The 25777-nt window shown below is 60.1% G+C and carries 18 protein-coding genes; 4 read left to right on the top strand and 14 right to left on the bottom strand.

The annotated features are described in order from the left end of the window. Positions 1 to 77: 77 nt before the first annotated feature. The 6 genes from BFQ04_RS16960 to BFQ04_RS16935 all read right to left on the bottom strand — a co-directional run bounded on the left by BFQ04_RS16960 (position 78) and on the right by BFQ04_RS16935 (position 7455). A complete protein-coding gene (locus tag BFQ04_RS16960) occupies positions 78 to 1475 on the bottom strand; it encodes a sigma-54-dependent transcriptional regulator (RefSeq protein WP_065951799.1) in 1398 nt (465 codons plus the stop codon). Continuing rightward, a complete protein-coding gene (locus BFQ04_RS16955; RefSeq protein ID WP_065951798.1) occupies positions 1465 to 3243 on the bottom strand; it encodes a sensor histidine kinase in 1779 nt (592 codons plus the stop codon). The genes BFQ04_RS16960 and BFQ04_RS16955 overlap by 11 nt, the downstream gene beginning before the upstream one ends. After that, complete coding sequence (locus BFQ04_RS16950) at positions 3243 to 4367, bottom strand: GNAT family N-acetyltransferase (protein WP_065951797.1); 1125 nt, start codon at positions 4365 to 4367, stop codon at positions 3243 to 3245. The genes BFQ04_RS16955 and BFQ04_RS16950 overlap by 1 nt, the downstream gene beginning before the upstream one ends. A 136-nt stretch (positions 4368 to 4503) precedes the next feature. After that, positions 4504 to 5367, bottom strand: coding sequence for an alpha/beta hydrolase (locus BFQ04_RS16945; protein ID WP_065951796.1), 864 nt, complete (start codon positions 5365 to 5367; stop codon positions 4504 to 4506). Then, positions 5364 to 6758 (bottom strand): aspartate aminotransferase family protein, encoded by a 1395-nt coding sequence (locus BFQ04_RS16940; protein WP_065951795.1) that lies wholly within the window; start codon positions 6756 to 6758, stop codon positions 5364 to 5366. The genes BFQ04_RS16945 and BFQ04_RS16940 overlap by 4 nt, the downstream gene beginning before the upstream one ends. Then, positions 6751 to 7455, bottom strand: coding sequence for an MtnX-like HAD-IB family phosphatase (locus tag BFQ04_RS16935; RefSeq protein ID WP_065951794.1), 705 nt, complete (start codon positions 7453 to 7455; stop codon positions 6751 to 6753). The genes BFQ04_RS16940 and BFQ04_RS16935 overlap by 8 nt, the downstream gene beginning before the upstream one ends. Before the next feature lie 229 nt (positions 7456 to 7684). On the opposite strand from BFQ04_RS16935, the gene BFQ04_RS16930 reads away from it, so the two are divergent. Continuing rightward, complete coding sequence (locus BFQ04_RS16930) at positions 7685 to 8455, top strand: MipA/OmpV family protein (protein WP_065951793.1); 771 nt, start codon at positions 7685 to 7687, stop codon at positions 8453 to 8455. 157 nt (positions 8456 to 8612) lie between these two features. Here BFQ04_RS16930 and BFQ04_RS16925 read toward each other — a convergent pair whose 3' ends face one another. From BFQ04_RS16925 to BFQ04_RS16905, 5 genes are all read right to left on the bottom strand, one after another. Beyond that, positions 8613 to 9017, bottom strand: a complete 405-nt coding sequence (locus tag BFQ04_RS16925; RefSeq protein WP_065951792.1) for an EamA family transporter — start codon at positions 9015 to 9017, stop codon at positions 8613 to 8615. Beyond that, positions 9014 to 9394 (bottom strand): EamA family transporter, encoded by a 381-nt coding sequence (locus BFQ04_RS16920; protein ID WP_065951791.1) that lies wholly within the window; start codon positions 9392 to 9394, stop codon positions 9014 to 9016. Before BFQ04_RS16920 ends, BFQ04_RS16925 begins: the two co-directional genes overlap by 4 nt. Beyond that, the gene (locus BFQ04_RS16915; protein ID WP_065951790.1) at positions 9391 to 10311 is read right to left on the bottom strand and encodes an arginase; all 921 of its coding nucleotides are present in this window, start codon (positions 10309 to 10311) and stop codon (positions 9391 to 9393) included. Before BFQ04_RS16915 ends, BFQ04_RS16920 begins: the two co-directional genes overlap by 4 nt. A gap of 219 nt (positions 10312 to 10530) precedes the next feature. Further along, on the bottom strand, positions 10531 to 11184 hold the full coding sequence (locus BFQ04_RS16910; RefSeq protein WP_065951789.1) for a DsbA family oxidoreductase: 654 nt from the start codon (positions 11182 to 11184) through the stop codon (positions 10531 to 10533). 55 nt (positions 11185 to 11239) lie between these two features. After that, complete coding sequence (locus tag BFQ04_RS16905) at positions 11240 to 12259, bottom strand: alpha/beta fold hydrolase (protein WP_065951990.1); 1020 nt, start codon at positions 12257 to 12259, stop codon at positions 11240 to 11242. Positions 12260 to 12560: 301 nt separating this feature from the next. Between BFQ04_RS16905 and BFQ04_RS16900 the strand changes: the two genes are divergently transcribed. Both BFQ04_RS16900 and metR read left to right on the top strand, forming a co-directional pair. After that, the gene (locus BFQ04_RS16900) at positions 12561 to 18047 is read left to right on the top strand and encodes a dermonecrotic toxin domain-containing protein (RefSeq protein ID WP_256544585.1); all 5487 of its coding nucleotides are present in this window, start codon (positions 12561 to 12563) and stop codon (positions 18045 to 18047) included. 78 nt (positions 18048 to 18125) lie between these two features. After that, positions 18126 to 19043, top strand: coding sequence for a transcriptional regulator MetR (metR, locus tag BFQ04_RS16895; RefSeq protein ID WP_065951787.1), 918 nt, complete (start codon positions 18126 to 18128; stop codon positions 19041 to 19043). A 25-nt stretch (positions 19044 to 19068) separates the two neighbouring features. Here metR and BFQ04_RS16890 read toward each other — a convergent pair whose 3' ends face one another. Both BFQ04_RS16890 and BFQ04_RS16885 read right to left on the bottom strand, forming a co-directional pair. Continuing rightward, positions 19069 to 19575, bottom strand: a complete 507-nt coding sequence (locus BFQ04_RS16890) for a GNAT family N-acetyltransferase (RefSeq protein ID WP_065951786.1) — start codon at positions 19573 to 19575, stop codon at positions 19069 to 19071. Continuing rightward, positions 19572 to 19982, bottom strand: a complete 411-nt coding sequence (locus BFQ04_RS16885; protein ID WP_065951989.1) for an NUDIX hydrolase — start codon at positions 19980 to 19982, stop codon at positions 19572 to 19574. The genes BFQ04_RS16890 and BFQ04_RS16885 overlap by 4 nt, the downstream gene beginning before the upstream one ends. 265 nt (positions 19983 to 20247) lie before the next feature. Here BFQ04_RS16885 and BFQ04_RS16880 point away from each other — a divergent pair, with 265 nt between their 5' ends. Then, positions 20248 to 24351 (top strand): dermonecrotic toxin domain-containing protein, encoded by a 4104-nt coding sequence (locus BFQ04_RS16880; protein ID WP_065951785.1) that lies wholly within the window; start codon positions 20248 to 20250, stop codon positions 24349 to 24351. Here the strand turns inward: BFQ04_RS16880 and BFQ04_RS16875 are convergent, their stop codons facing one another. After that, positions 24352 to 25665, bottom strand: a complete 1314-nt coding sequence (locus BFQ04_RS16875; protein WP_065951784.1) for an HD domain-containing phosphohydrolase — start codon at positions 25663 to 25665, stop codon at positions 24352 to 24354. Positions 25666 to 25777: the final 112 nt, after the last annotated feature.

The raw sequence follows: 25777 nt of genomic DNA, 5'->3' as shown, positions 1-25777 counted from the left end.
GTGGATCAGTTAAAGATAAGGTGACTGACCCACCGCTATCGGGGGCAAGCCCCCTCCCACATGTTAACCATGCTGTGTCAGCGGACTATTTTGTCGACTTGGATGCCGAGCTTCTTCAGGCGATACCAGAAGCTCCTCTCCGAGATCCCGATCTTCGCCGCAGCCGCAGCCTGTACCCCGTTGCTTTCTTGCAAGGCCGCCAGAATATATGCCTTCTCCACCTCCGCCAGCGCCGCATCCAGGTCCTGCGGTACACCCGGCCCATCACTCAGGATTGCCGCCGCGCCAGCCTCGGCGGGCCTGGAGGCGAACAGATACCCCGGCAAATCAATATCTTCGATCACCGGCGACGCCGCCACGATGGTCGCCCGCTCCACGCAATTTTGCAGCTCGCGGATATTGCCCGGCCAGTGATACGCCGCCATGGCCTGCAAGGCTTCGGGGCTGAACCCGCTGATGCGTTTGCCGGCGGTCGCGCTGAGGGTGCGAGCGAAATGCCGGGCCAGGGGCGCGATATCTTCCACACGCTCGCGCAGGGCCGGCAGAGGAATCGGGAAGACATTCAGGCGGTAATACAGGTCTTCGCGAAACTCCTTGTTGGCCACTGCGTCCAGCAGGTTCTTGTTGGTGGCGGCGATCACCCGCACGTCCACCTTGCGCTCACGGGGATCGCCCACCGGTTCGATGACCCGTTCCTGCAAGGCGCGCAGGATCTTGGCCTGCAAGGCCAACGGCATATCACCAACTTCATCAAGGAACAGCGTGCCCTTGTCGGCCTGCATGAAGCGCCCTACCCGGTCGGCCACGGCGCCGGTGAACGCGCCTTTGCGATGACCGAACATCTCGCTTTCCAGCAAACCCTCAGGAATCGCCGCGCAATTGACCGCCACGAACGGCTGGTCGGCACGGCTGCCGTGCTTGTGAATGGCGCGGGCGACCATTTCCTTGCCGGTACCGCTTTCGCCGGTCAGCAGGATGGTTGCGCTGCTGTCGCGCACCGAGTCCACCGCTTGCAGCACTTTGCGAAACGCCGGGCTGTCGCCCACCAGGCTGTCGAACTGGGCGTGTTCATCCAGCTCGGCGCGCAGGCGTGCGTTATCGCGCATGATGTCGCGAAACTGCAGGGCCTTGGCCACGGTGATGTCGAGCTCGTCGATATCGAACGGCTTGGCGATGTAGTCGTAGGCGCCATTGCGCATCGACTGCACGGCATTTTTCACCGTGCTGTAGGCCGTCATCACGATCACCGGCACGTTTGGATAACGCTGCTTGATCTCGGCCAGCAACGCCGGCCCGTCCATGCCCGGCATGCGCCAGTCGCTGATGACGAGGTCGATGTCCTCCTGCTCCAGCACTTTGAGCGCATGCAGGCCATTGCCGGCCGTGAACACCTGGATGCCGTTCTGGCCCAGGGCGGACGACAGCAGGTCACAGAGCTTGGGCTCGTCGTCGACCACCAATACGTTATGCGTCATGCCCGTCCTCACCCTCGCCGTCGTCTTCACCGTTAGCTGGAATGTACAGGTTGAAGGTGGCGCCAGCATCTTTCTCGGTGACGCACTCGATGCTGGCGTCGTGACTTTCCATGATCGAATAGACTTTGGCCAGACCCAGGCCGGTGCCCGAGGCCTTGGTGGTGACAAACGGAGTGAAGATGCGCTCGACCATACCCGCCGGGATGCCCTCGCCGGTATCGGCGATGCTGATCACGGTATTGTCGCCCGCGCTGCGGATACCCAGGGTGAGGCGCCCGCCTTCGGGCATCGCGTCGATGGCGTTGAGAATCAGGTTGAGACAGGCCTGCTTGAGCTGCTTGGCGTCCGCGTAGATCGTGGCGTCGGGCGCCTGGTCGTCAATCTGGGCGTCGATGTTGTGGGTACTCAACTCCGGGCCGCAGAAACCGAGGATTTCCTCCACCAGCGCGCGTGCCGGTTGCAGGACGCGCATCGGCGGATTGGGCTTGGCGAAATCGAGGAATTCGGTGATCAGTTCGTTGATCCGGCTGACCTCGCTGATGACGTACTCCAGGTGGCGCTTGTCGGTGTCCGGCAGGTCGGCGCGACGGTGCAACAGTTGGGTGGCGGTCTTGATGATGCCCAATGGGTTGCGGATTTCATGGGCCAGGCCCATGGCGACTTCACCCAGGGCATGCAGGCGATCACGCCGGCGTAGCTGGGCTTCCAGATGATGCAATTCGCCCAGCCGTTCAGTCATGTGGTTGAACGTGCTGCTCAGTTGCGCCAGCTCGTCGCCGCCGCTGACCACCACGCGGTGAGTGTAGTTGCCGGAGATCACCGCATTCACGCCCTGGGACAAGTCGCGCAGCGGCTGGGTCAGGCGTCGCGACACCCACATGCCCGCAGCCAGCGACAGCGCCGAGCTGACGAGGAAAATCAGCACGAACAAATTGCTCTGGTTCACCAGCCCCACCAGGCTCGTGTGGCGCAGCAGGCCGCTGAAGATCACGCCTTGCAGCTCGCCGGCGTCGTTGAATATCGGCCAGTACAAGCCGCTGTACTGATTGGTGAACTGCTCGCTCGGCTGCCGGGTGCTGCGCAGCTCGGCTTCGACGTCTTTGGGAATGCGCGACGGGTGATTTTCAAAGCGCTGAGTCGAGAATATCTCGGAAAAACCCGCCGGGTTGGCCAGGTACAAACGCAGGTCGAGGGAATGCACATCGGCCACGCTGGTGAGGAAACTGCTGTCCAGGTAAGTCGCTACCAGCAGCAGATAATCGACCCCATCGCGGGTGGTCTCGAAGGTCGACACCACCAGGCCTGTGCTCACGCCGGCCACCTGTACGGTCTGCAGCACCGCATTGCTGGTCAGGCTGATTTGCTTGACGATATCGTCGGCGGCGGTGCTGAACAGCACCTTGCGGTCGCTGGTACGAATCAGTGCCACCACATCGATGTCGGTGGCGCTGGCGATGTCGGCGGTCAGCTGGTCATGCCGTTCAGCCTGCCTGGATGAGGGTGGGCTGGTGTAGCGCAGGAACAGCTTGGCCATGCGCGCGTTATCGTGAAGGATGTCGCCGATCTCGTCCTTGACGATCTTGGTCGACTCCTGCAGCCAGATACGCACGTTGCTGTCGAAAATCTGCGACAGCGTGGTGGCGGCCAGTTCCGCCGCGATCATGGTCGGAATCACGCTGACCAGCCAGAAGGCCAGCACCAGCTTGCGCTGCACGCTCCAGCGCGAAATGGCAAAGGGGCGGGCTTTCTGGCGGGTCTTGGTAATCATCAGGTTTCGCTTATCGCAGCAGCCATGGCAGGGTCGGAACGGTCCGGTCGGATAAACAGTTTTACAAGCTTGAGCAGGCTGTTGACCAGCCGATTGCGGTGGCGGAAAAACAGGCTGTTGCCCTGGAACTCGCAACCCAGGCGCAGTTTACTGGCATAACCGGCCTGGCCGCATTCGTACAGCGCAATATTGTGTTGAATACAGTAGTCGACATTGGTCAGCCAACTGCGAAAGTACAAGTTGTATTCACGGCTGAACGCGATGTCATGCCCGAAAAACTTGTCGATCAGCCGATGCTCGTCGAGCAGGATCAGGTTGAACGCCACCAGGTGCTCGTCCACCCAGTAAAGAACACACACCGCACGCGCTTGCAGTTGCTCAAGAATCCCCGTGAAGTAACCGGCGGGCAGGCGTTCGAACTGCAAGTCCGCGCGCGTGAGCGTGGCTTCATAGAGGCGCATGACCTCGGGCAGCACATCATCGATGTTGTGTCGCCACTCCACCCGTGGCCCCGGCGCACGCAGTTTGCGGCGCAGGTCTTTGCGCGTGGATTTGCCCAACGAGCCCAGGTAAGCCTCCACCGAACCATAGGGCACCGGCAGCACGCCGGAGGGCAGGCTCGGCATGCTTTGAAAGCCTGCGGCGCGACAACTCTCGGCCCAGTGCGCATCGTTGGTCGGTGCGTCCTTGACCGCCAGCAGGCCGATGCCGAACCCGTCGGCATCGCGCCGCGCGGCGATGAGCAATTGCTGAAGCAACAGGGGCCTGCTCCCCGCGCGCACGTGGCTGGCGATCCCCGCGTCACACCGCTCGGCCACCGGCGAGCCGATCGCGTACAGGGCCAACTGCAAGGCACCCGGCCACAGGCGTTGCAAGCGCTCGGTCAAGCGCTTGCCGGCTCCGGACACCGTGGTGTCGAGGCGATAATGGGTAATGAACGCGGGCGCCACGGCCACCAGCGCTTGATCTTCGTAGACGGCCAGATAGCGCCACTGGAAGTCATCGATCGCGGCGTTTTCCACGGCCAGGTAGTAGTCCCAGTCCTCCAGGGCACCGGGGAAACAGTCATTCCAGGCATCGCGCTGGATAGCCCGGATGGTCGGGTAGGCTTGGGTGGTTATCACAGTTTTTCCTTATCAACACCGCCCCCACTGTAGGAGCGAGCTTGCTCGCGAAAATCGCGCAGAGAACGCGTTCAGCCTGGCTACGCGTTATCGCGAACGACCGTCGCGAGCAAGCTCGCGCCTACAGGTAAGCGCATCAGGCCACACGATTGAGATGCATCGAATGCCGCTCGACGAACTCGGCGCTCAACTCGATCACACGGCGGTATTGCAGGTCGACGGTAATCATGTGATAGCAGTTATCCAGCAGGATTTTGGTCACCGGGCCACCGAGGTGGCGCTCCACGTAATCGGCGTTCCAACGGCTGGTGATATCGTCCTCGATGGAGTGCAACACCAGCGCCGGTGTCTTGATAGCCGGCATGCGTTTCTTGACCACGGCGTTGAGGCGATGCAACTCGCGCACGGTGATGCCTTCCATGGTCAACAGCCCCGCCTCGCTGGTCTCGCCCTCCTTCATCTGCCGCTCGACGATGGCCCGCAGGCGTTGGTTCTTGATGCCATAGGGCGGCTTTTCTTCGAAGCTGCAAACGTGCACGCCGAACGGAATCTTCATCAGCAACGGCGTGAGAAAGGCCAGCTTGTTGATGCTCCAGCCGTCGTACTTCAAGGTGGTGGAATACATCAGCAGCCCGGCGACCTGCCCCGGGTGCTCGGCCGCCACGTACATCGACATCACCGCGCCCATGGACAAGCCGCCGACGAACACCTGCGCGTGACGCCGCTTGACCTGTACGAAGGTCTTGCGCACCCCTTCGTACCAGTCGCGCCAGCCGGTGGCCTGCAGGTCGCTGTTATCGCCGCAGTGCCCGGCCAGGGTGGGCACGTACACCGTGCAGTTGCCCGCCTTGACCAGCCCCTTGGCGACCTGGCGCAATTCCGTCGGAGTGCCGGTCAGGCCATGGATCAACAGGATCCCGACCGGCCCCTCACCGAGAACGAAGCCGGCATCGCCTTCACCGAGGTCGATCCCTTGGCTATTTAGAACAGCGCTGTTCACCGGTTGGTCGCTCGCACCAGCAGTTGCTCGAGCAGCTTCAGGCCCAGGTCGATTTCCGGGTAGCTGATTTCCAGGGACGGTGCCAGGGTGATCACGTTCTTGTAGTAACCGCCCACGTCGAGGATCAGGCCGAGTTTCTGGCCATCCACCACCATGTCGCCTTTCATGCCTTCCTCGACCATGTAGTCCAGGGTCGCCTTGTCCGGGGTGAAGCCATCCGGCCCGCAGATTTCGCAGCGCAGCGCCAGGCCCAGGCCGTCGACGTCGCCGATGATCGGGAAACGCTTCTGCAAATCCTGCAGGCCTTCGAGGAAGTATTTGCCCTTGGCCATGACCATCGCGCCGTAATCGACTTCGTTGGTCATCTTGAACATCTCCAGGCCCACCGCCGTGCCCAACGGATTGGAGGCGAAGGTAGAGTGGGTCGAACCTGGCGGGAACACCTTCGGGTTGATCAGCTCTTCACGGGCCCAGATGCCGCCCAGCGGGTTGAGGCCGTTGGTCAGCGCCTTGCCGAACACGATCACGTCCGGCTGCACGTCGAAGTGCTCGATCGACCAGAGTTTGCCGGTGCGGTAGAAGCCCATCTGGATTTCATCCGAGACCATCAGGATGCCGTGCTGGTCCAGGACGTGCTTGAGTTCGCGATAGAAGTTCATCGGCGGGATCACGTAGCCGCCGGTGCCCTGGATCGGCTCCACATAGAACGCCGCGTATTCGCACTGGTTGGTTTTCGGGTCCCAGACGCCGTTGTATTCGGTCTCGAACAAGCGCGCGAACTGCTGCACGCAGTGGCTGCCGTATTCTTCCTTGGTCATGCCTTTCGGGCCGCGGAAGTGATACGGGAACGGAATGAAGTTGGCGCGCTCGCCAAAGTGGCCGTAGCGACGACGGTAACGGAAGCTGGAAGTGATCGACGAGGCACCGAGCGTACGGCCGTGGTAGCCGCCTTCGAAGGCGAACATCAGGCTCTTGCCGTTGCTGGCGTTGCGCACCACCTTCAACGAGTCTTCAATCGATTGCGAACCGCCGACGTTGAAGTGCACGCGGCCGTCGAGGCCGAATTTTTTCTTGGCGTCGACCGCGATCATTTCCGACAGCTCGATCTTGCCTTTGTGCAGGTACTGGCTGGCGATCTGCGGCAGGGTGTCGATCTGCTGTTTCAGCGCATTGTTCAGGCGCGGGTTGGCATAACCGAAGTTGACGGCCGAGTACCACATCTGCAGGTCGAGGTAGGCCTGGTCTTCGGTGTCCCACACGTAGGAGCCTTCGCAGCGACTGAAAATACGCGGCGGCTCGATGTAGTGAACGGTGTCGCCGTAGGAGCAGTACTTGGCTTCTTTATCCAGAAGGATCTGGTCTTCGGCGGTGGCGATGCGGATATCAGACATGATGGAAGAGTTCCTGAGTGTCAAAAGAGGTGTTGAACGTGGTGGCGTTGGCGGCGATGCCTTGCGGCAGTTGAGCCAGCAAGGCAGGCACCTGGGCGAAGGTGTCGAAGCGCGCATGAGGAATGCGGTGGGCGACGCAATACTCGGCGAGGCTGCCCTTGGCGAACACGAAGTCGGCGGTGGAGGCCACGCACATGTCGGATTTACCGTCGCCGATCACCAGCACGCGCTTGTTGCGCGGTGTGGACTTGCACTTGCAGTTGCCGGAAGCGGCGCGGCAGGCATCACTGGCGTGCGGGAAGTCGATGCGCCAGCTGTTCTGGTCGACCTGGCGCAGGCGGTTGGCGAGGATCGGCAGCAAGGTCACGTAGTTGCGCGACAGAATGCGCGCGATGCCCTGCTCGATGCCGTCGCTGACCACTTCGAGGGTCGCGCCCAGGTCCATGACGTGATCGATGAAATCCGGGAAGTCCGGGTCAATCTCGACGCTGTCGAAATACGCCAGCAGTTCACTGGGGGTGGCCTTGATCAGCGCCAGTTGGCGGCTCAGGCATTCGCGTGAACCGATATGTCCATCCAGCCATTGCTGTTCGATGGTTTCCCACTCGGGGCCGGCGAAGCGTTGGAGGACGTTGTCGATGACATCGGTAGGGGTGATGGTCCCGTCGAAGTCACACACGATATGCCATTGGTTCATTGCGTCTACCTTTGGAAAGAGGCGCGCTGTATGCGCTTGCATTACCGGTAGAGCAGGGAGCGTGCCAACAGGCCAAAGCCCAGCGGGGCTGGGGCTTTCTCAGGGGTTGGGGCGAATATGTGTTCGGCAAGCTACAATTTTTGTAGCTTGCTACAAACAAGATGAGTGCTTGCGTGGGAGCCGGGGTCTGCGCGTTCATGCGCGCATGAATTCACCAGGAAAGCGCACCATGTCCAAACTCACGTCCGTTGTATTCGCCAGTTTTTTGGGGGTGTGCGGCATCTCCAGTACCGCCTGGGCACAAGGCATCAGCGGCGACGTGGGTGCCGGTCTCAGTTACCAGCCCCATGACCCGACGGGCAGCCGCTACGAAACCCGCCCCGTGCCCTATCTGGACCTGGACTGGGGCGACGTCAGCCTGAGTACCGATGACGGCTTGACCTGGAGCGCGTTGAACGCCCATGGCATCACAGCCGGCCCGTACATCAATTACCTGTCGGGCCGTACATCCAACGGCGCGCTGCAAGGTCTGCGCAATGTGTCGGACATGGCCGAGGTCGGCGGGTTCGTCCAATACGCTCCGGCCGATTTCTGGCGGGTCTACGCGCAGTTGGGCCAGGCCGTGGGCGGTGGGCATACGCAAAGTGGCGCGCTCGGCAAACTGGGCGGCGAACTGGGCTATCCACTGGGTGGCGGGATTATCGGCAGCACCGGGCTGGTCGCGCATTTTGCCGATGCACGCCAGGCCAATACCTTCTTCGGCGTGGACAACAACGAAGCCGCCGCCACGGGCTTTCGGCCTTACAACGCCAGCGGTGGCTTGCAGAACGTGACGCTGAGCCAGAGCTTCGCGTTCCCGCTGGCAACGCACTGGTCATTGCTGACCAGCGCCAGTTGGGTCCACCTGGTCGGCTCGGCAGCCAACAGCAGCATTGTCAGGCAGGCCGGCAGCGTCAACCAGGGCCAGGTGCAGACGGCGCTCAGCTACTCCTTCAATTAAAAGCCACCCCTTATCCACCTGATGTATAGAGATCAAAATGTGGGAGGGGGCTTGCCCCCGATAGCGGTGGGTCAGTCGCACATGTACTCACTGACACGCCCTCATCGGGGGCAAGCCCCCTCCTACATTTTGAACCGAGTCTGACATACCGGTCCGGTCAGTTTTCTTCTCCCTCCGCCAACAACGCAATCCCCGCCACAATCACCGCCACACCCACCCAGTGCAAAACGCTGATGTGCTCCCCCAGTCCCAGCCAGGACCCCAGCAGCACCGCCACAAATACCAGCGAACTCAATGGAAAGGCCAAAGACAAACTGCTGCGCCGCAGGATCAGCATCCACACAAAAAATGCGCCGAGATAACTGGCAATCGCCGCCAGGATCCCGGGGTTGTGCGCGACCTGCGTCAGCCACTGCCAGCTGAAATCCATCTGGCCCAATTGATCACCGGCCACTTTGGTAAACAACTGCCCGGCACTTTCAGTGGCGATCAACAGCGCCCACAGCACCAACGTGCCGAAACGCCCATGCAGCCAGCCCGTATCGAGGGTTTGCGTACTCATGCCTGGCCTCCCGCAATCGCCACCAACATCACGCCCAGGGTAATCACCAGCGTGCCCAGCCAACGCCGTCGGCTGACGGTTTCCTTGAGCACTACCCGGCCCGCCAGCACCACCAGGCAATAGGCCAACGCCGCCAGCGGAAACAGCAGGCTCAACGGCGCACGGGACAAAGCTTCGAGCCAGACGAAAAACTCGATCACATAGGCCCCGACGCCGGCCCAGAGCAGCGGCGCATTGAACACCTGGCCCCAGAACGCGCGCAGACGAAAGCCGCCATCGAGTTGCGGTAAACGGTCCACACCCAGCTTGAAACACAACTGGCCAATCACATCGAGCACAATGGAAAACGCCAGCAACAGCACCACGGTCAGGGTCACGGGAACAGCTCCTCAAACAGGTCGATCAGGGCTTCATTGGTCGCCGCATTGCGCTGCAAATCCTGCGCGCTCCAACGCTCGGGCGGTGGCTGGTCGGACTTGGCCTCCCAGCGCTTGAAGGCGTTGCTGAAGGCCGGCGCCGCAAACTCGCCGCACACGTCGATGCCAATGATGCGTTTATGCGCCGCCAACGCCCGCAGGGCCTGGAGCAAGTGGCTCAGGCGCATGCCACCCTGGTCCCAATTGGTGGCGGCGTCTTCGCTGGCCAGCACGTCTTTGTCGAGGGTGATCCAGATCGCTTCGGTAGGCAGGCTGGCGATCATCTGGTCGAGGAAGGCTGCCCAGTCCAGCTCCGCCAGGTTGCGCCAGTGCAGGTGGTTTTCCTGCTGCTGGTGACCGGCACCGTCGCCAACCCGGCCCCAGACTTTCGACGGCGGGTGCTGCCAGGGAAACAACTGCAAGTGCCCGCGCTTGAGAGCGCCAAGGTTACCGCCGCGCAGTTGCGGGTTATGCAGGTCATCGCTGCACGGGCCGAGGGTGACGATGCGTTTGATCGCCGGCATCTTCAGCGCACGGTTGACCCACGAACCACAGTGACGCTTGGGCGCAAAGCGCACCCAGTCGGGGTGGTTGTCGAAGTGGATAAGGCTGACGGGCTCCTTCAGGTCGGCCAGGAACGCCGGCGTGAGGTGGTGATAGTCGCCGGAGCCGACGAACAGGATCTCAGGGCGCGCATCGCTGGGCCGTGGCCGCTGGGCCAGGCGCTCGACGAAACGTTTCCAGGTTTTTTCGGTGGACCACAGGCGCAGTTTCGGGCCCAGGTCCAGCAGATCGAGGCGCGTTGCCCGGCCGCTGGCCAACCGCCGGGCAATCGGCGCCTGACCGGTGAGGCTGTGGTCGAGGTCAAGAATATTCAAGGTAATGTTTCACCCCTAATGGCAGCGCCCAGCCGCAGGCCGGATGGGCTTTAAGGGGTCAATGCAAGGGATGGGCCAGCGAGATATTCAAACCTGCACAGATCAAAAAATATGGGAGGGGGCTTGCCCCCGATTACGGTGTGTCAGCAACCAATCCGTTGGCTGACATACTGCTATCGGGGGCAAGCCCCCTCCCACACTTGGATCTTTGCCTGGCGGTTACTTCCTGGCTTCTTCGATGATCTGGCGAATCGCGCCAACGAAGGCTTCGGCCGGCTGACCACCGCTGACCGCATACTGGTCGTTGAACACGATGGTCGGCACCGAGGTCACGCCGCGGGTGATCCACAATTTCTCCTGTTCGCGCACCTCGGCGGCATATTCATCAAAGGCAAGAATCTGGGCGGCGCGCTTGAGGTCCAGGCCGACGCTTTCGGCAATGATCGCCAGGGTCGCGTGGTCGGAAGGGTCCTGGCCGTCGGTGAAGTAGGCCTTGAACAGCGCTTCCTTGAGGTTGTACTGCAAACCTTCCAACCCGGCCCAATGCAGCAGACGGTGCGCGTCGAAGGTATTGTAGATGCGGCTCTGGCCGTCGGTGCGAAAGGCAAAGCCCAACGCCGCGCCCATGTCACGGATACGCGCACGATTGGCCTGGGACTCTTCGGCGCTGGAGCCGTATTTTTCAGTGATGTGCTCAACGATGTTCTGCCCTTCAGGGGGCATCTTCGGGTTCAGTTCGAACGGCTGGAAATGAATCTCGGCCTGCACGTCGGCGCCAAGCTGGTCGAGGGCTTCGGTCAGGCCGCGCAAGCCGATGATGCACCAGGGGCAGGACACGTCGCTGATGAAATCGATTTTCAGGGCAGTACTCATGGTGGGCAACCTCGCTGGCATTCATGCGCTGCAAAAGCCACACGATACACCACCTTTACAACAGCTTCGAAGGCGCACCCACGTCAACCCGCGCCCAGTGCGCCGCATCATCGCGATGGGCTTGCAGGTAAGGCAGCACCGCCGCCAGCAGGGGCGCCTTGAATACTTCCTGAAATCGGTGGGCCAGGCCCGGAATCAACTTCAACTGGCTACCCCGGATATGCGCAGCCAAATGAACGCCATGCATCACCGGCAATAGCGGGTCGGCGGTGCCGTGCACCACCAGGGTCGGCACGCGCAGTTGGTTGAGCAACGGCACGCGGCTCGGTTCGGCGAGGATCGCCATGATCTGGCGCTTGACGCCTTCGGGGTTGAAGGCGCGGTCATAGGACTGTGCGGCCTGGCGCAAGAGGGCCTGGCGATCATCCTTCACATCCGGGCTGCCCAGTGCCGCAAGCAAATCAGCCTGTTGTTCAAGCGCCACCTCACGATTCGGCGCACTGCGTCGCGACAATAACTGCACCAGCGCAGCGTTCGGGGCGGGCAAGCCTTCGGCGCCGGAACTGGTCATGATCAGCGTGAGGCTTTCCACCCGCTGCGGCGCCATCGCCGCCAGATGCTGGGCGATCATGCCGCCCATGCTCGCGCCCAGTACGTGAAATTGGCGAACCTGCAGCGCATCCATCAAGCCCAGGGCGTCGTCGGCCATATCCGTCAACGTATAGGGCGCCGCCACCGGCAGGCCGAGCTTGTAGCGCAGCACTTCAAAGGTCAGGTTGGCACTGGCCGGAGCCTGGCGCCAAGTGGACAGGCCCACGTCACGGTTGTCATAGCGGATGACCCGAAACCCTTGTTCGCACAGGGCCATGACCACTTCATCCGGCCAGTGGATCAATTGCCCGCCCAGCCCCATCACCAGCAGCAAGGCCGGGTCGGAGGTACGGCCGATACTCTGGTAGGCGATGCTCACCTGCTCCAGGTCGACCGTTTGGGTCGGAACATTGACATCACATCGAGACGCCGCAAAAGACGGCAGGCCGAATAAGAGAGCGGCCAGTAAACACAACACGCGCATGAAAAACACCAACACACAGAACCCCAGTGGAGCGCGAGTTTGATGAAGTTTGTTCAAGCGTGCTGCCACGGTTGCATGACAGTTTGATGAAGGCCGCTCAACGGTCGTCCGATAGTTATATCCCACCACCGGTTATGGCGATCGCTCTCTAATCGTTTTTTATGAATGAGCCGCCATCATGACCGACACCCCAGACGTCAATCTGAACGACTTCGGAGTATCACGCCTGCTACCGCCCGCGAATACTGACGAAAACCTGCTGCTGGACGCCACACAGCGCTGGCAAGACTGCTGCAAGGATATGCGCGAACTGATGGCCGGCACGCCATCGGTGCGCACGGTGATCAACCAGATGCTCCAGCAGCAGTTACAACTGGACGGTGAGCGCACCGGCCTGAAGTTCCTGGCCACCCAAACGCGGGGATCAAGCCTCCTCTCCATAAACGAAGCCTGTCTTTACATGCAACAGCACCCCTCGCTGGATACGACCCAAGTGCCCGAGGGGACACTCATCTACCTACCGGCCAACCACCGGCTTTCAGGGTACACGGTGCCCATGGTGCTGGATGAACTCAAAGGGCTGGACCTGGAGCAGGCAATCAAGGATGCCTGGACCCGGCACTTTTTGAACAACCGCGCGCCCAACCAACCTGTGTCATGTCGTACAAGGGCCACCGCGCTGTACAAGATCCACTTCGAGGCCTCTGGCGAAGCGCTGTTGGCCCAAGGTGCAATCAGCGCCGCAGCGCTTAACCCAATGTTTGCCATTATCAATCCCCTGCTGGCAGAGCCAGGGGCCGAAAAGATCTGCACCGAACACATCGTGCTCAAGCGCCCCACTGCCGACGCTCTGATCCTGCCGGGAGCATGGGTGTTAACCCTCGATACCGATCAGCCGGTCAGCCAGTTGTTGTACTTGCCCGCCCATCAACCGGCCTGGCGCACGTTCGCCAAGCGCACGGACATGGAACGCTGGTTGATCGATCATCAACAGGTCTTGTTTTCGACCTCGCCCCCCGATCCCCTGGCCACCATTGACTACCGCCTCAAAACCAACCCCCTGGAAAGCGGTATCAGCCATTGGCTCAATCTATTGGCCGATGGCCAATACCGCGAAGCGATCAAGCCTGTCCCGGGTATCGAAATCGATAATGCCAGCCTGGCGCGACTGCCCATCGAAGCGTTTGACAAACAGCGCCAGAGCCAATCGCTGTTTGCCGCGGCGCCTGAACCGCCGACACCCTCTCCCCTCGAGGAGGGCACGCTTGCGCAGTTCGGCCTGCTCTACCCCGGCCTGCCATTGAGCCAACGCCAGGCCCGAGTGCTGCAACAACGTACCGCCCTGGACACCCTGCTGGGCGAAGGTACGCCTGCAGCCGAACGGGACACGCGCCTGCAGCAATTCAAGCAGCAACTTGATGAGTTGCGAGTACAACAGCACGCGTCAGGCACCGCGGCACGCCTCATGCTGGAAAGACGCCCCTGCGACTTAGCGACCCTCAATACCCAATTTACCGCGCTTTACAATGCGCGCGTGGCGGGGCTGAGAATCGAAGCACAGATTCAGCGGGCGCTGCACCAGATCAGCGCCGATGAACTGAAACTGCTGGAGGTCATCCTTGATTCGCCCGTGGCCGCAGACCGCCTCGTAGAAGTAGCGGCCTGTTCGATGACCCTCTCGGTCACCCACCAAACCAATGCCACAAAAAAAATCACTGAGAGCGAGCTCAAAGGGCCGTTGGTGTTCACCGCCGCAACGGCCTTGAAATCGCCTCCGACAACCGCCGCCAGTTACATGGTTTACTGGCCGGGCACCGGGGGAGCCCTGCAACGCTTTACCTCCCGCCAGGCATTGGAAGAGGCCTTGTTCAAAATCACCCCCCAGGACGACCAGCTTGCCTTGGTGCTCAAGGAGCTGACCGGCAATCCTTTTGAGCACAGCCTCAGCCTTCAGCAAGTCTATTTCGAGGAACGCGCTGCGCAGTTGCGCTCGACCTATGCCCCCCCCGACGATGCCGACAAACTGGCCGAATGCCTGCAAAAATTACGCGAAGAAACCCTCGACAACCTCCGGGTGCCCGAACACAGCGCCCGCGAAGCGGCCTATCTGGAGATCGTGGAACAGCACAACAGCGGCCACCTGGCGCAAAAACTGCCGACCTGGCTGGTCACCCAAACAGAAGAACAACGGGAGAGCCTCAACGCTCGGCTCAAGGCATACATTCCGGCGCTCGTTCGGGCCCAGGCCCTGCTCGCTCAATCCCTGCCGCCACGTGATGAATTCGTCAGGCTCACAATCGATTCACGCGTGCGCAAAGACTTCTCGATCACCCAGGGTTTCAGCCTGCAACTGGATCTGCCTGATTCGACAAGAGATATCCAAGACCCCGTAACCGGCGGCAGCGGCGTGGGCGCAACCGCAGTCAAAGTAACCACCGCACCCAGCCTGAAGCGCAGCAAGATGTCCCTTGATGAACTGGCCTTGAAGAACATCGACAGCAGCCTGGGCAAGCGGCTGCACTACATGACCCTGGACGTGACGGCTGACGATACCGCCGAGCTCAACAGGCTCAAGGCAGGCATCAACGGTGCCTACCTGGTCAAGATGGTCAGCGACCTCAACCTGGCCAAAGCCTATGAAACGCGAATCTACCAAGCCTTCAGAGGCACCTCCCAGGAGTCGACGTTCCAACGGGACTACCGCCGCGAATGCCTGACCGAACCGCTGCGCCTGATGCTCCAGATTCAGGGCCAGATGGCGTTCATGCAAGGCCATATCAACGCCGACGATCTGCGGGTATGGACCACCGCGATCCACGCCGATACGCACAACGCGTGGCAAGTCGGTACCCAACGTATTGCCCTGCTGCCGGCGACCCTGGTCGACGACAGCGACAATAATCGCTATGGCACGGTCACCCTTTCAGGCATCAGTTTCATTCAGGAAAAAACCTCCGGGGTCACGTTACTTTACTTGCCCGATGCGCCAGACGAGCGATGCCTGCGACGCTTTGACAGCCTGGAACAGGCGCGCAAAAAACTGTTCGATCTATGCAATCTCGACACCATGGTCAAGTACGTGGCAAGCCGTGCATTGACCGCAGAGGTCCAGTCTCACATCAACCGCATCGACCAGGCCATGGTCAAAAGCTACGACGCGGTCATCGGTGTCGGCTTCCCTTGGCCGGTCACTACCTCACTGGCAGCCCATCAGCTGGATACGCACATGGGCCGTCTGATTGAAGGCAATCGAAATGACGCCCGTTCCAATGAGGACCTGGCAGACGCGAAATACGCGCTCAAAACGGGCGTTTTGCTCAACGGCATCAAAATCGCGCTGGGTTTTATTCCGCTGATCGGCACTGCGGTCTCCCTGGCCGATGCCGTCACCAGCCTGTATGCGGCCGTCGATGCCTTCAGGAAGGACGACGTGCACCACGGCATTGAGCAACTGGCCTTGGTGTTCGAAAGCCTGGTGTATGCGGGCATGGACGCCGCGACGTTTGCAGCCCTGCCCCCCGCCCGCCCCTCCACCGCCAGCACGCTGACTCGCCAGCACCAGGCCAGATACACAGGGCGCCCTGCCTTCTGGCGCAACCTGAAAACACGTGAGGTGAAGAGAACCACCGCCCACCGTTTCGCGGGCTACGAATTCGATCAACCCCTCGAACTCGGTAGCCTGCAAGCGGTGCAGACCGGTCCTTATCGCCATACGCTACGGCATACTTCCGGCGAGCATTTCATCGCAGACGGTGGACGTTACTTCAAGGTGAGGTTTGAACCGACGGCCCATGAAATGCGGCTGGTCGCCAAGGCAAAACTCTACTCACCGGTCATTGCTTTTGACGAAGCGCAGCAGTGGAACACTTACTCGGCATTGCATGGCGGCCATCTCACCGGGTATGGCGGCGGCAGCAGGCGCGGACAGGGGACATCGCGTGCGGGCTCGAGCGTGCCACCGGCTGTCAATCGACAACTTCCTCAAGCAGCGCTTGAGGTCCACATGCAGCGCCTTGAACTCAATAGGTCGCTGATAAGGCGGTACAACGAGCTAGTCGATCAGATAGCACAGAGCGACATAAAACTGAAAAAACACTTGGACGACTATCCAGACCCGAACGTGGTGTCTGCTCAAAAGACCAACGACAGCAGAGCACTGGATATCGCCCTGACCAAGGACATTGAAGATGCAACGAACATGCACACCTCGTTCGAAGATGCCAGGCAGAAGCAAATCCGCTTACCCGAATTCGACATTCCCCAGGAACTGAGTAAAACAGCGCAAATCGTTTCAGATCGGTTGAACCGCCTACTCGAACACGCCAATAACCGCTTACTGGCCTTGACTGAGCGAGCAATCGCGATCACTCAAGAACTCAACAGCGCGTCGCTTGGGCATGGTCGGCGTAAAGCCCTGACCCTTGAAATCAGACAGTGCCGTCTCGACCTGCTCGATGAACTGAAACGGGTAGAGGCCTTTAAAAAGGAAATGAACACGTGGACCAAACGCATAACCGTCAAAAGCAAGCGTACGGAGTTGGCAACCTATCTGGATGAGTGGAAAAAAAAATTTACCGATCTTCGCATCGCCTCCATAAGAAGCGGCAACCTTTTACAAGCCCTTACGCCTGAACCGACAGTCAGGAGCATTGACTGGGTCTATCTGGAGACCGCGGTGCAAACCGCCAGAAAAAGATTCGATCGTGCCTCGACCACACACATGACCCTCCGCGAGGTGGGTCTCGACGTGGTAGAACGCAACCGGGTACTGCAAAACTGCATCGAGGTCTACCAAGAGCTTTCCCTTGACCTGATCACCTGGCAGGAGAGGTCACCCAGTCATTTCGACCAACGTTTCCTCTCGCTCCTGCAAGACGACCTCAGGAGCCTGATTAAAAAAGCTCAGCGAGCCATGCCCGCCTCCGAACGCAGGCGCACCGATACTCGGAAGGTCTTTGAAACCGAAGATGGGCAACTATTGATCGGCACCGAAATACCCGCAGGGCAACAGTCGCCAAGACAATTCATGACCCAGGACGCCGATGGGGCGACTATTGAGGTATGGGATAAAATCGGCGATGGCGAGACCTTTCGCTTGAACCCGACCCATAGCGGCTCGGTGGCCGCCTCACCGAAGCTGCCGACTGACGTCAAGGTCATCGTAGCGGAAGCCTCTGCCCGGCTGGATGCGGTGGATGCCGTCGAAAACAAAGTCCGGGGCTACAAAACCATGGAGCCGGTCAACCTCGAACATATGCTGGTCAGCGAAGCCAAAGGCCTCAGGACCCGGGCCAGGACCGTGCAAGGCCTGGAGGCCGACAACCCGATCGTCGAAAAACTGCGAAACCGGGCCAGTGCACTTGAGCAGTCAGGGCAAGCCCTGCGGATCCAGCGCAGCCTGGAAAGCAATACGCCGACCGAGGGCTACCTGGATTACCTGATTCAAAAAGGTCGAGTGGTGATTCGAAAGAAAGGCACACGCCAAAAGCTCAGAGACAAACGTCCTGACGGACAAGACGACTATCTGCAGGAGTATGAGGTTTACAGCACGACCAAGCAGGGAAAGGCCGACAAACTGATCTGGTACGCGCACTTTCACTATGTGACACCGCGATCCCCGTTCGGCAGCTTTGAGAAGGCGCACATAAAGCGCTACGACCAACAATACCTGGGCATGAAGTGGCGAGCAGCCCAGGCGGGCGCCGGAGCCACCTTCGCGGACGTTGAAATCTGGCGCGGCAATATCGACAAACCCCTTGCCAGGCAACACTTCGAGGCACTGGAATAAGTTGAATGGCCTGGCGGGCAACATGAATAGTGCTCAATGCCTTATCATTAAGCACAAATTTTATTCATGGAGGCCGCCGTGCTGGAAATCCGCCACCTCAAAACCCTGCACGCCCTGCGCGAAGCCGACAGCCTGGTGGAAGCCGCCGAACGCCTGCACCTGACGCAGTCGGCGCTGTCCCATCAGTTCAAGGAACTGGAAGAACGCCTGGGCATGCCGCTGTTCGTGCGCAAGACCAAGCCGCTGCGCTTCACCAGCGCCGGCCTGCGCCTGCTGCAATTGGCCGACGCCACCCTGCCCTTGCTGCGCGGCGCCGAGCGAGACATCGCACGCCTGGCCGGCGGCACCGCCGGGCGGCTGCACATGGCCATCGAATGCCACAGTTGCTTCCAATGGCTGATGCCGACCATCGACCAGTTCCGCGATGCCTGGCCGGAAGTGGAGCTGGACCTGGCCTCGGGCTTCGCCTTCGCCCCACTGCCGGCCCTGGCCCGTGGCGACCTGGACCTGGTGGTGACCTCCGACCCCCTGGAGTTGCCGGGCATCACCTATGTGCCGCTGTTTACCTATGAAGCCATGCTGGCGGTGGCCAACCAGCACGCGCTGGCGCACAAGTCGTACATCGTTGCGCAAGACCTGCTGACTGAAACCCTGATCACCTACCCGGTGGAACGCGACCGCCTGGACATCTTCACCCGCTTCCTGGAGCCCGCCGATGTGGAACCGGCCCAGGTACGCACCTCGGAACTGACGGTGATGATGATGCAATTGGTGGCCAGCGGCCGTGGCGTGTGCGGCATGCCGCATTGGGCACTGCATGAATACAGCTCACGCGGGTATGTGAAGGCCAAGCGGTTGGGCGAGAAAGGTTTGTTTGCAACGCTGTATGCGGGGATTCGGGCGGACATGCTGGATGCGCCGTACATGCGCGACTTTTTGCTGACGGCCAAGGACACGTCGTTTTCCACCCTGGATGGGGTCAGTGCAGTGCGCTAAGCGCCGCAGGCAACCCTGTGGGAGGTCACTGATCCGCCAATTCCCGCCACAGGTGGATCTTGTCGAAATACTCGTCACCTACCCGCACGGCCAACGGCTCCAGGCCGTACTGAATGAAACCGCAGCGCTGGTAAAGCGCCAACGCTGCATCGTTGCCGGCAGTCACCGTCAGTTGGATCAACGTCAGGCGCGGATGCCGGCGGGCTTCTGCCAGCGCCGCCTCTACCAGTTGCCGGCCCAAGCCTCTTTGCTGGTGAGCCTGGGTCACGTACATACCGAACAAGGTCACCTTGTGCCGCGCCTTTTCCCGAGGTTCGAACGCCAAGCCGACAATACCCGCCAGTTGATCGTCCTCGAAAGCGCCAAGCAGCCGATCCAGTGGGCTGTCGAGGCGCTTCTGCCACCAGCTCAACGGCATCTCTGCGCGTTCGGCCACGCTGGAGGTGAACGCCTGGGGATAAGCGCCGTACGCCTGGAGCATCAACGCGCGATAGGCTTGCGCATCGCTGCTGAGCAACTGGCGGATCATCATGCGGTCGCCAGCGAATCGCGATAGAACGGCAGGATGAAGTCACGCGTCAACGGTGCCAGATGCAAGCCACCGTCGCTCATCGGATCGATCCAGCGCACCTCTTCAATCTCCGCAGCGGGGAAGACGGCTGCGTCGATTGTCACCTGGAACAACTCGGCCTGTACGGTAAAGCCCGGCTCATTGGCGGCAGGCGCCGAGAATTGGCCGAGATACACCGCGTGCGTTGGATCGATACGCAGGTTCAGTTCTTCCTGCAATTCACGGGACAACGCTTCGATGGGTTGTTCGCCAGCGTCAACTTTGCCGCCGGGCTGCATGAAGGCCTGAGTACCGCGCTTGCGCACCAGCAGGGTTTGACCGTCGCGGCCGATCAACAGGGCCGCAGCAATGCGAATTGTCATGGACATGAAATAAACGCCTCGGATTGAAAAAAACACCAGGATCATACACATCCCAGGCGCTGGCAACGGGCTTGTGCTGAGTCACATACAAGTACCACTCAAGCCAATACCGGCGCCCCCACACTCACCAACTCCTATTCAGCCGGCGTGCTGCACCTGTGGTGCACCATGCCCCCGTTATAAGAGTCGACCCATGCACACTTCATTGCCTCCCCCCATGAATCCACAGGCTGATGACCCGCAACCCCTCCAGGGCGGGAGCACTTCTTCGATGTCCTTGCAGCCCATGACGCTACCCGTGGAGGTGCCTGCTTCGCTAGCGCTGGACAAACAGCAGGCACACCTGATCAGGGAGCTTGACAAGCTCAGCGCCCAAACCGACCAACTGCTGCAGCAACAGCCGAGCCTGGGCAGCGTGTACCAGGAGCAATTGGCCGGGATCTTTCCCGACGTGCATCGGCCCATCAATCCAAACCAGATTTTCTACAGTCGATACAGGGAGGACACGCAGGGGCAAACGCAACTTGTGTCCTGTGAAACACTGGGCAAGCTCCTGAAAACCTTGCGTGCGCCCAACGCAGAGGCCTACCTGACCCAGGAGACCGGCGCGTTCTTCCGCGAATGTAACACGCTGGAAACGGACAAACGCCTCGCTTCAGTCGGCTCGACTGCAACCCTGGCCGCCGCATTGGAATTAGCGACAACCGTAAGCCTGAATGCATTCTGGAGGACAGGACAGGGTGCGCAACCCAACCGGGAGGAGCAACTGGTCGCACTGCGCCGACAGGTGCTGGCCCATCAATTGGCATTGAGCTCAGTTGATGGCACGTTGTCGGCCAATGGGCGCACGCTGGCGGACAACGTGCTCAAGTACCCAAGTGCTGCGGCACGGGAACGGGCGTTTAGCGTCGACAACAGGCCCGCAGTGTATCGACTGGCATTGGAGGATGGCAGTGAATTCGCCGGCGCCTTCATCCTGAGTCCCTCGATCAAGACGCCTGTGTCGGGCAGCGTGATGCTTTATAGCCCGAGCACGGGGTTTGAGGAACATGCCAGCCTGGCGCGTTTGAACGAAACCGTCGCGGCCCGTGTACAGGGCGGCGGATCGGCAGGCAAGCTCCTGATCGCAAGCCTGCCGACGGCAGCACGCACAGCACTGAGCGGCTTGCCCGTGCTTACAGGCAACCCGACGCAGATAACCGCTGACGTGATCGCAGACAGTGTCCGCTCAGTACGGATTCGGCAGTTTTTTTCCATTCGCGAGGCGATGCGCAAGGAGACTTTGCCATCGGCAGCCGAACTCGACCTGGCCGCGGACCTGGCACCGCAATTGGATATCGCAGAGGCCTTTGTGGCCCGCAGCCTGCACCTGCTGGCAGCCGAACCTGCGTGGTTGAAAACCGCCGATTCGCAAGATCAGGTCCGGTACAGGCAACTGGAAAAAGAGCTGATTGACAGCCATGCGGCGCTCACGCCGTTTCTTGAGAAGATCTTGACGCTGGAAGCGTTCTCTCGGATAGAAACCGACAAGGTGCTCAAAACCCAGAAGCCGACCTATGCCAACGTGGATATTGCCCCTTACAGAAGCCTGGTCCACCTGCGTGTGTCAACCACCTCCCGGTCAGCCGAGGTGACCGGGTATCGTGACGAGGAAAGCGCCACGGTCTATATCAGCGAAGATCGCAAAATCAACATCCCGCAGTTTCTGCCGGGCAAAAAACTGACGTGGGGCACCTGGCGTACCCAGGTCGTCGTGGATCTGCGAACCCTGGGAAGTTATGCCCAACGTAACGTCGACCCTTGGTCGGTGCATGAGGTACACAGAACGATCCACGCCACCGCGAACATTATCGACACGGCCGGAAAACTGCGGGGCAAACTCAGCAATGACGATTTGCACGCGCTCGCCCAGGAGGCCGACATTGGCCAGAAATACGATGCCTATCTGAGGTCAACCTTCTCGCAGGGCGGCGAGGCAAGCACCTTCGCAACAGCCTGGCAGCGCGCCAACGCGGCAAAAATGAACAAGGATGCCCTGGAGAGCCGACTCAACCCTGACGCCGCCAAACTGTTTATATTCCAAACACCCGGCAGTGGGCTTGACTGGATAAAGGCAATCACGGAGCACCCCGACTCAACCACCCGCCCCCGGGTCAGTGAGCGCGAGATAGAGGTCAACCTACTGGTGCTGGGCGCCGCGCAGGCAAGAGGTCAAGGGGGGCAGGTCATCCATCACGTCCTGGTCATTCATCGCAAAGACACCAAGCCTGACGGAGTCAGTGTGCTGTATACCCCGGATGCTCCAGATGGCGTTCCCTTCAGAGAGTTGGTCAACGGGTTGGTGGAGCTGGACACGCTCAAAGCAAAACCTGAATGGCAGGCCTATTTCATCCCGCGCATGGCGACCAAAGATACAAAAGAGATGACGCGGATTTTCAACGATACCCGCGGTGTGCACCGTTATACCTTGACGCCGATCACCGGCAATTTGCATGCGTACCTGTATTCGGCGCAACTGGGGTTTCAACTTGCGCACGCCGATCACCGTTCACGGAGTAATGCGCAGATTTTCCGCGAATCGGCAGTGAACGCCTTTATGTTTGGGGTCGAAGTCGCCGATTTCCTGCTCGGCGTGATACCCGGCAAGACCACCCTGGCGCTTTTGCGCCGCAGCATCAACCGAGGGTTGAACCTGGCCCATCAGCGGAAGCGCCGGATCCCGGGGCTTGTCAAAAAAATCGATGCGGGCCAAAAACCCAACATCGCACTATCAGAGGCTTCAATCCGACCGCTGGAACCGGCCTGGCTCAATGTCGAACCGTATCGACTGCCGAATCAGCTTGACGCATTCTTTGACGTAGGAGCGTTTGCCAAAAGCAACAATTATCTGCGTAGGCACTCAACAGGCAGCGCACCGTACTTTCTTGACAAGTACAACAACCAATTTATCGCAATGCGTGATGAAGCCGGCCACTATCACCTGTATCAGTCCTATGTAGAGGACAACGTACGCTATGTGAAAGATCCAGCCGGCAACAGAATGGACTTTATGGTCGTACCGGGCGACGAGAGAGGCTGGAAGCCGCGTTTCGAGAAAAACACGTGGGGCGGAGGTTCTATTCTGGGCTCCCTGCGTCCTCTGACGCCTGAACAGCAGGTGGATGCGGACCTGATCGCGGCCATGCGGCTTTTCGCAACAGAAGGGGAAATGCGGGATTTCGAGCGCGTCATAGAACAAACCGGCGCCTCCCAGAAACTCGATTTGATCACTCGCGCCCGACACCAACTCGGCGCCCTGGATGAAGCTGAATTTCGCCGCTGGCTATCGAACCAGAGAAGCTTGAGCCAAGCCAATCAACAGAAATTACGCAGTACCCTGTTGAACCTGCGGTTCGAGCTGACCACGCTTGAACATATCCACCTGTCGACACACGCATTTGCGCGACCTCTGTCTGCGCTGGACAAGGAGGAGTTGTTTAAAAGAGTCAAAAGGCTCATTGGCAAAAACGACAACTTCGACAAACAGATCAGAACATCGATTGCCGTTGCCGACCCCGATACAGGCGCACAATTTGTAGGGTACGCCATCACGAACAAACACCAGACGGCGATGAATAAGTTCTCGGCAAAATATGAACTTCCTACCTGGCAAGACGCTGCGCTCTCAGCGTTTGCAAACCACCCCGACCGCCGCACACGCATTCATGAACTCGCCTCGACTCTGGGCGTTACCCCCCAAGAGGCAGCGCACCGATTCTTTTTGCTGCCTGAGACGCAAGAAACCCTGAATGCATTCCTGACGGATACCTTCAAGGCAAAAATCGCCAAACTTAACGTCGCCTCCTTTTCAGAAGATTTCAAAAAATCCGGCATTCCCTATATCGCCCTATCCCGAGGCCAGCCTGGTGCAGACGCGGGCTTAGCCATGGTGGACAGTCGAGACGTCACAGCATTCGAAAATACCCTGCCCAAGTTTTCAACACCCCTGGAGTTTGAAGTCCCCCGCGCTCAAACCCACAGGGTTGAAAGGCCAGTGCCAGCGCTGCCTGGCGTTGCGCAAGTGCCGCCCACTCGCGATCCGCTCATCAACCTGGTGAAGCTGGATGACCTGGCGCAAACCCAGAAAAAACTCCTGCCCGCCCCTGCCACGGCCAAACTTGAGGAAATCACCCAGGATATCCAAGCCGGCCGCCTCAGCCGCAAGCGAATAGGCAACTACACCTATGTCGATTTACCCCAGGTACAGGCCGGCTCGGGCCGTAGTCCTTGGCGCGTGGCAATTGAACGGAACGGCAAAGAAGGTGGCAAAGATGTCTACTTCATCAGGGGCATCTTTGATTACCACGGCAGCAAGCACGTAGCCTGGGGCGTCTAGCTACGCGCTGGGCGGCACCTCGTCGGGCGTCTTGATAAATACAGTGTACTTGGCGCCCTCCATGGTCTCGAACGCGATCAGCTTGTCCACCAGCGGCAGGTTCAGCACCTTGCCGGCATTGAGCAATAACATGCCGTTGTCGGCATTGAGGTTGCGCGCCAGCACCATACCGTCCTCCAACTCGCGGGTGGTGAGGGCTTTGACCGTAGGATCACCCAGGGTCACATCGCTGAGAAAGGTGGCGCAGGCCTGCACGAAATCCTCCACCAGCTCCGGGTCATACAGGCGCCCGGCGTACTTGCGGATATACAGCAGCGCTTCGTCGCTGTTCAGGTGCCGTTCCAGGATCAGGCCCTTCTGCAATTCGATGAAATCCACCGCCAGCTTCAACAACCGCGAACCGGGCGGGATCGCGTCGCCCTTGAGGTGGTCGGGAAACCCCGAGCCGTCCCAACGCTCCTGGTGATGACGAATGATGCGCGCCGCGTCCTTCATCGGCTCCAGGGTCATCAACAACGACTCGCTCTGGGTCGGGTATTCGCGATACAGGCCGCGGTCGGTGCTGTGCAGCTTGTCCGATGGCGCAAGCATCATGCTGTCGTTCCAGCTCAGTTTGCCGATGTTGTACAGCGCGGCGGCCATGGTCAGGTCGCGGGTGCTGGCTTCATCGATGGACTGGGCGGCGCAGTACACGCGGATCAATTCGATCAACGCGCGGTTGGTCTGCTTGTCTTTGGGCAGGCGCAGGTTGGCCAGCAGGGAAAACACTTCGGTACCGGTCACGTAGCTGCGCTTGAGCTCGTCGTAGGCCAGGTCGAGCATGTCGGCGGTCTGTTGCAATTCGGCGGTGCGCGCCGTCACGCGCTTTTCCAGCGTGGCGTTGAGCGCCTTGAGCTGGTCGTTCTGCGCATGGGTGAGACGCTCGAGCCGCTGGTGTTCGAGGGTTTGCTGCAGGATCAACTGCAACTCTTCATCATTCCAGGGTTTGCTGATGTAGCGGTGAATCTGGCCGTCGTTGATCGCCTTGACGATGGTGGTCAAGTCGGCATAACCGGTGAGCAGAATGCGGCGGGCGCCCGGGTACAGACGGTGGACCTCGGCCAACAGTGTGGCCCCGTCCATACCGGGCATGCGCGCATCGCTCATCACCAGGTCGATGGGCCGGGTTGCCATGATCTCCAGCGCCTGGGCGCCGCTGGTGGCCAGCACGACGTCGTAGGGTTGGCTGCGCAACAGGCGGCGCAGGCTGTTGAGGATCGACTCTTCATCGTCGACCAGCAGAACGGCGGGCTTGGTAGCGAGTGGTTCATCCATGGCGACTCTGCCTTCAAATTAAATCAAGTTACGCGAAATTGAACCGCTATAACACGTATACGGTGTCGATTTGACGCGAAGTAGGCGTCGATATCAAGGTAACTCAACTATG

It is taken from the genome of Pseudomonas sp. 37 R 15 (assembly GCF_900004865.1).
Taxonomy (GTDB): domain Bacteria; phylum Pseudomonadota; class Gammaproteobacteria; order Pseudomonadales; family Pseudomonadaceae; genus Aquipseudomonas; species Aquipseudomonas fluorescens_AM.
Note: the sequence above shows the minus strand (reverse complement) of the source record. Positions and strands in the feature narration are given on the sequence as shown.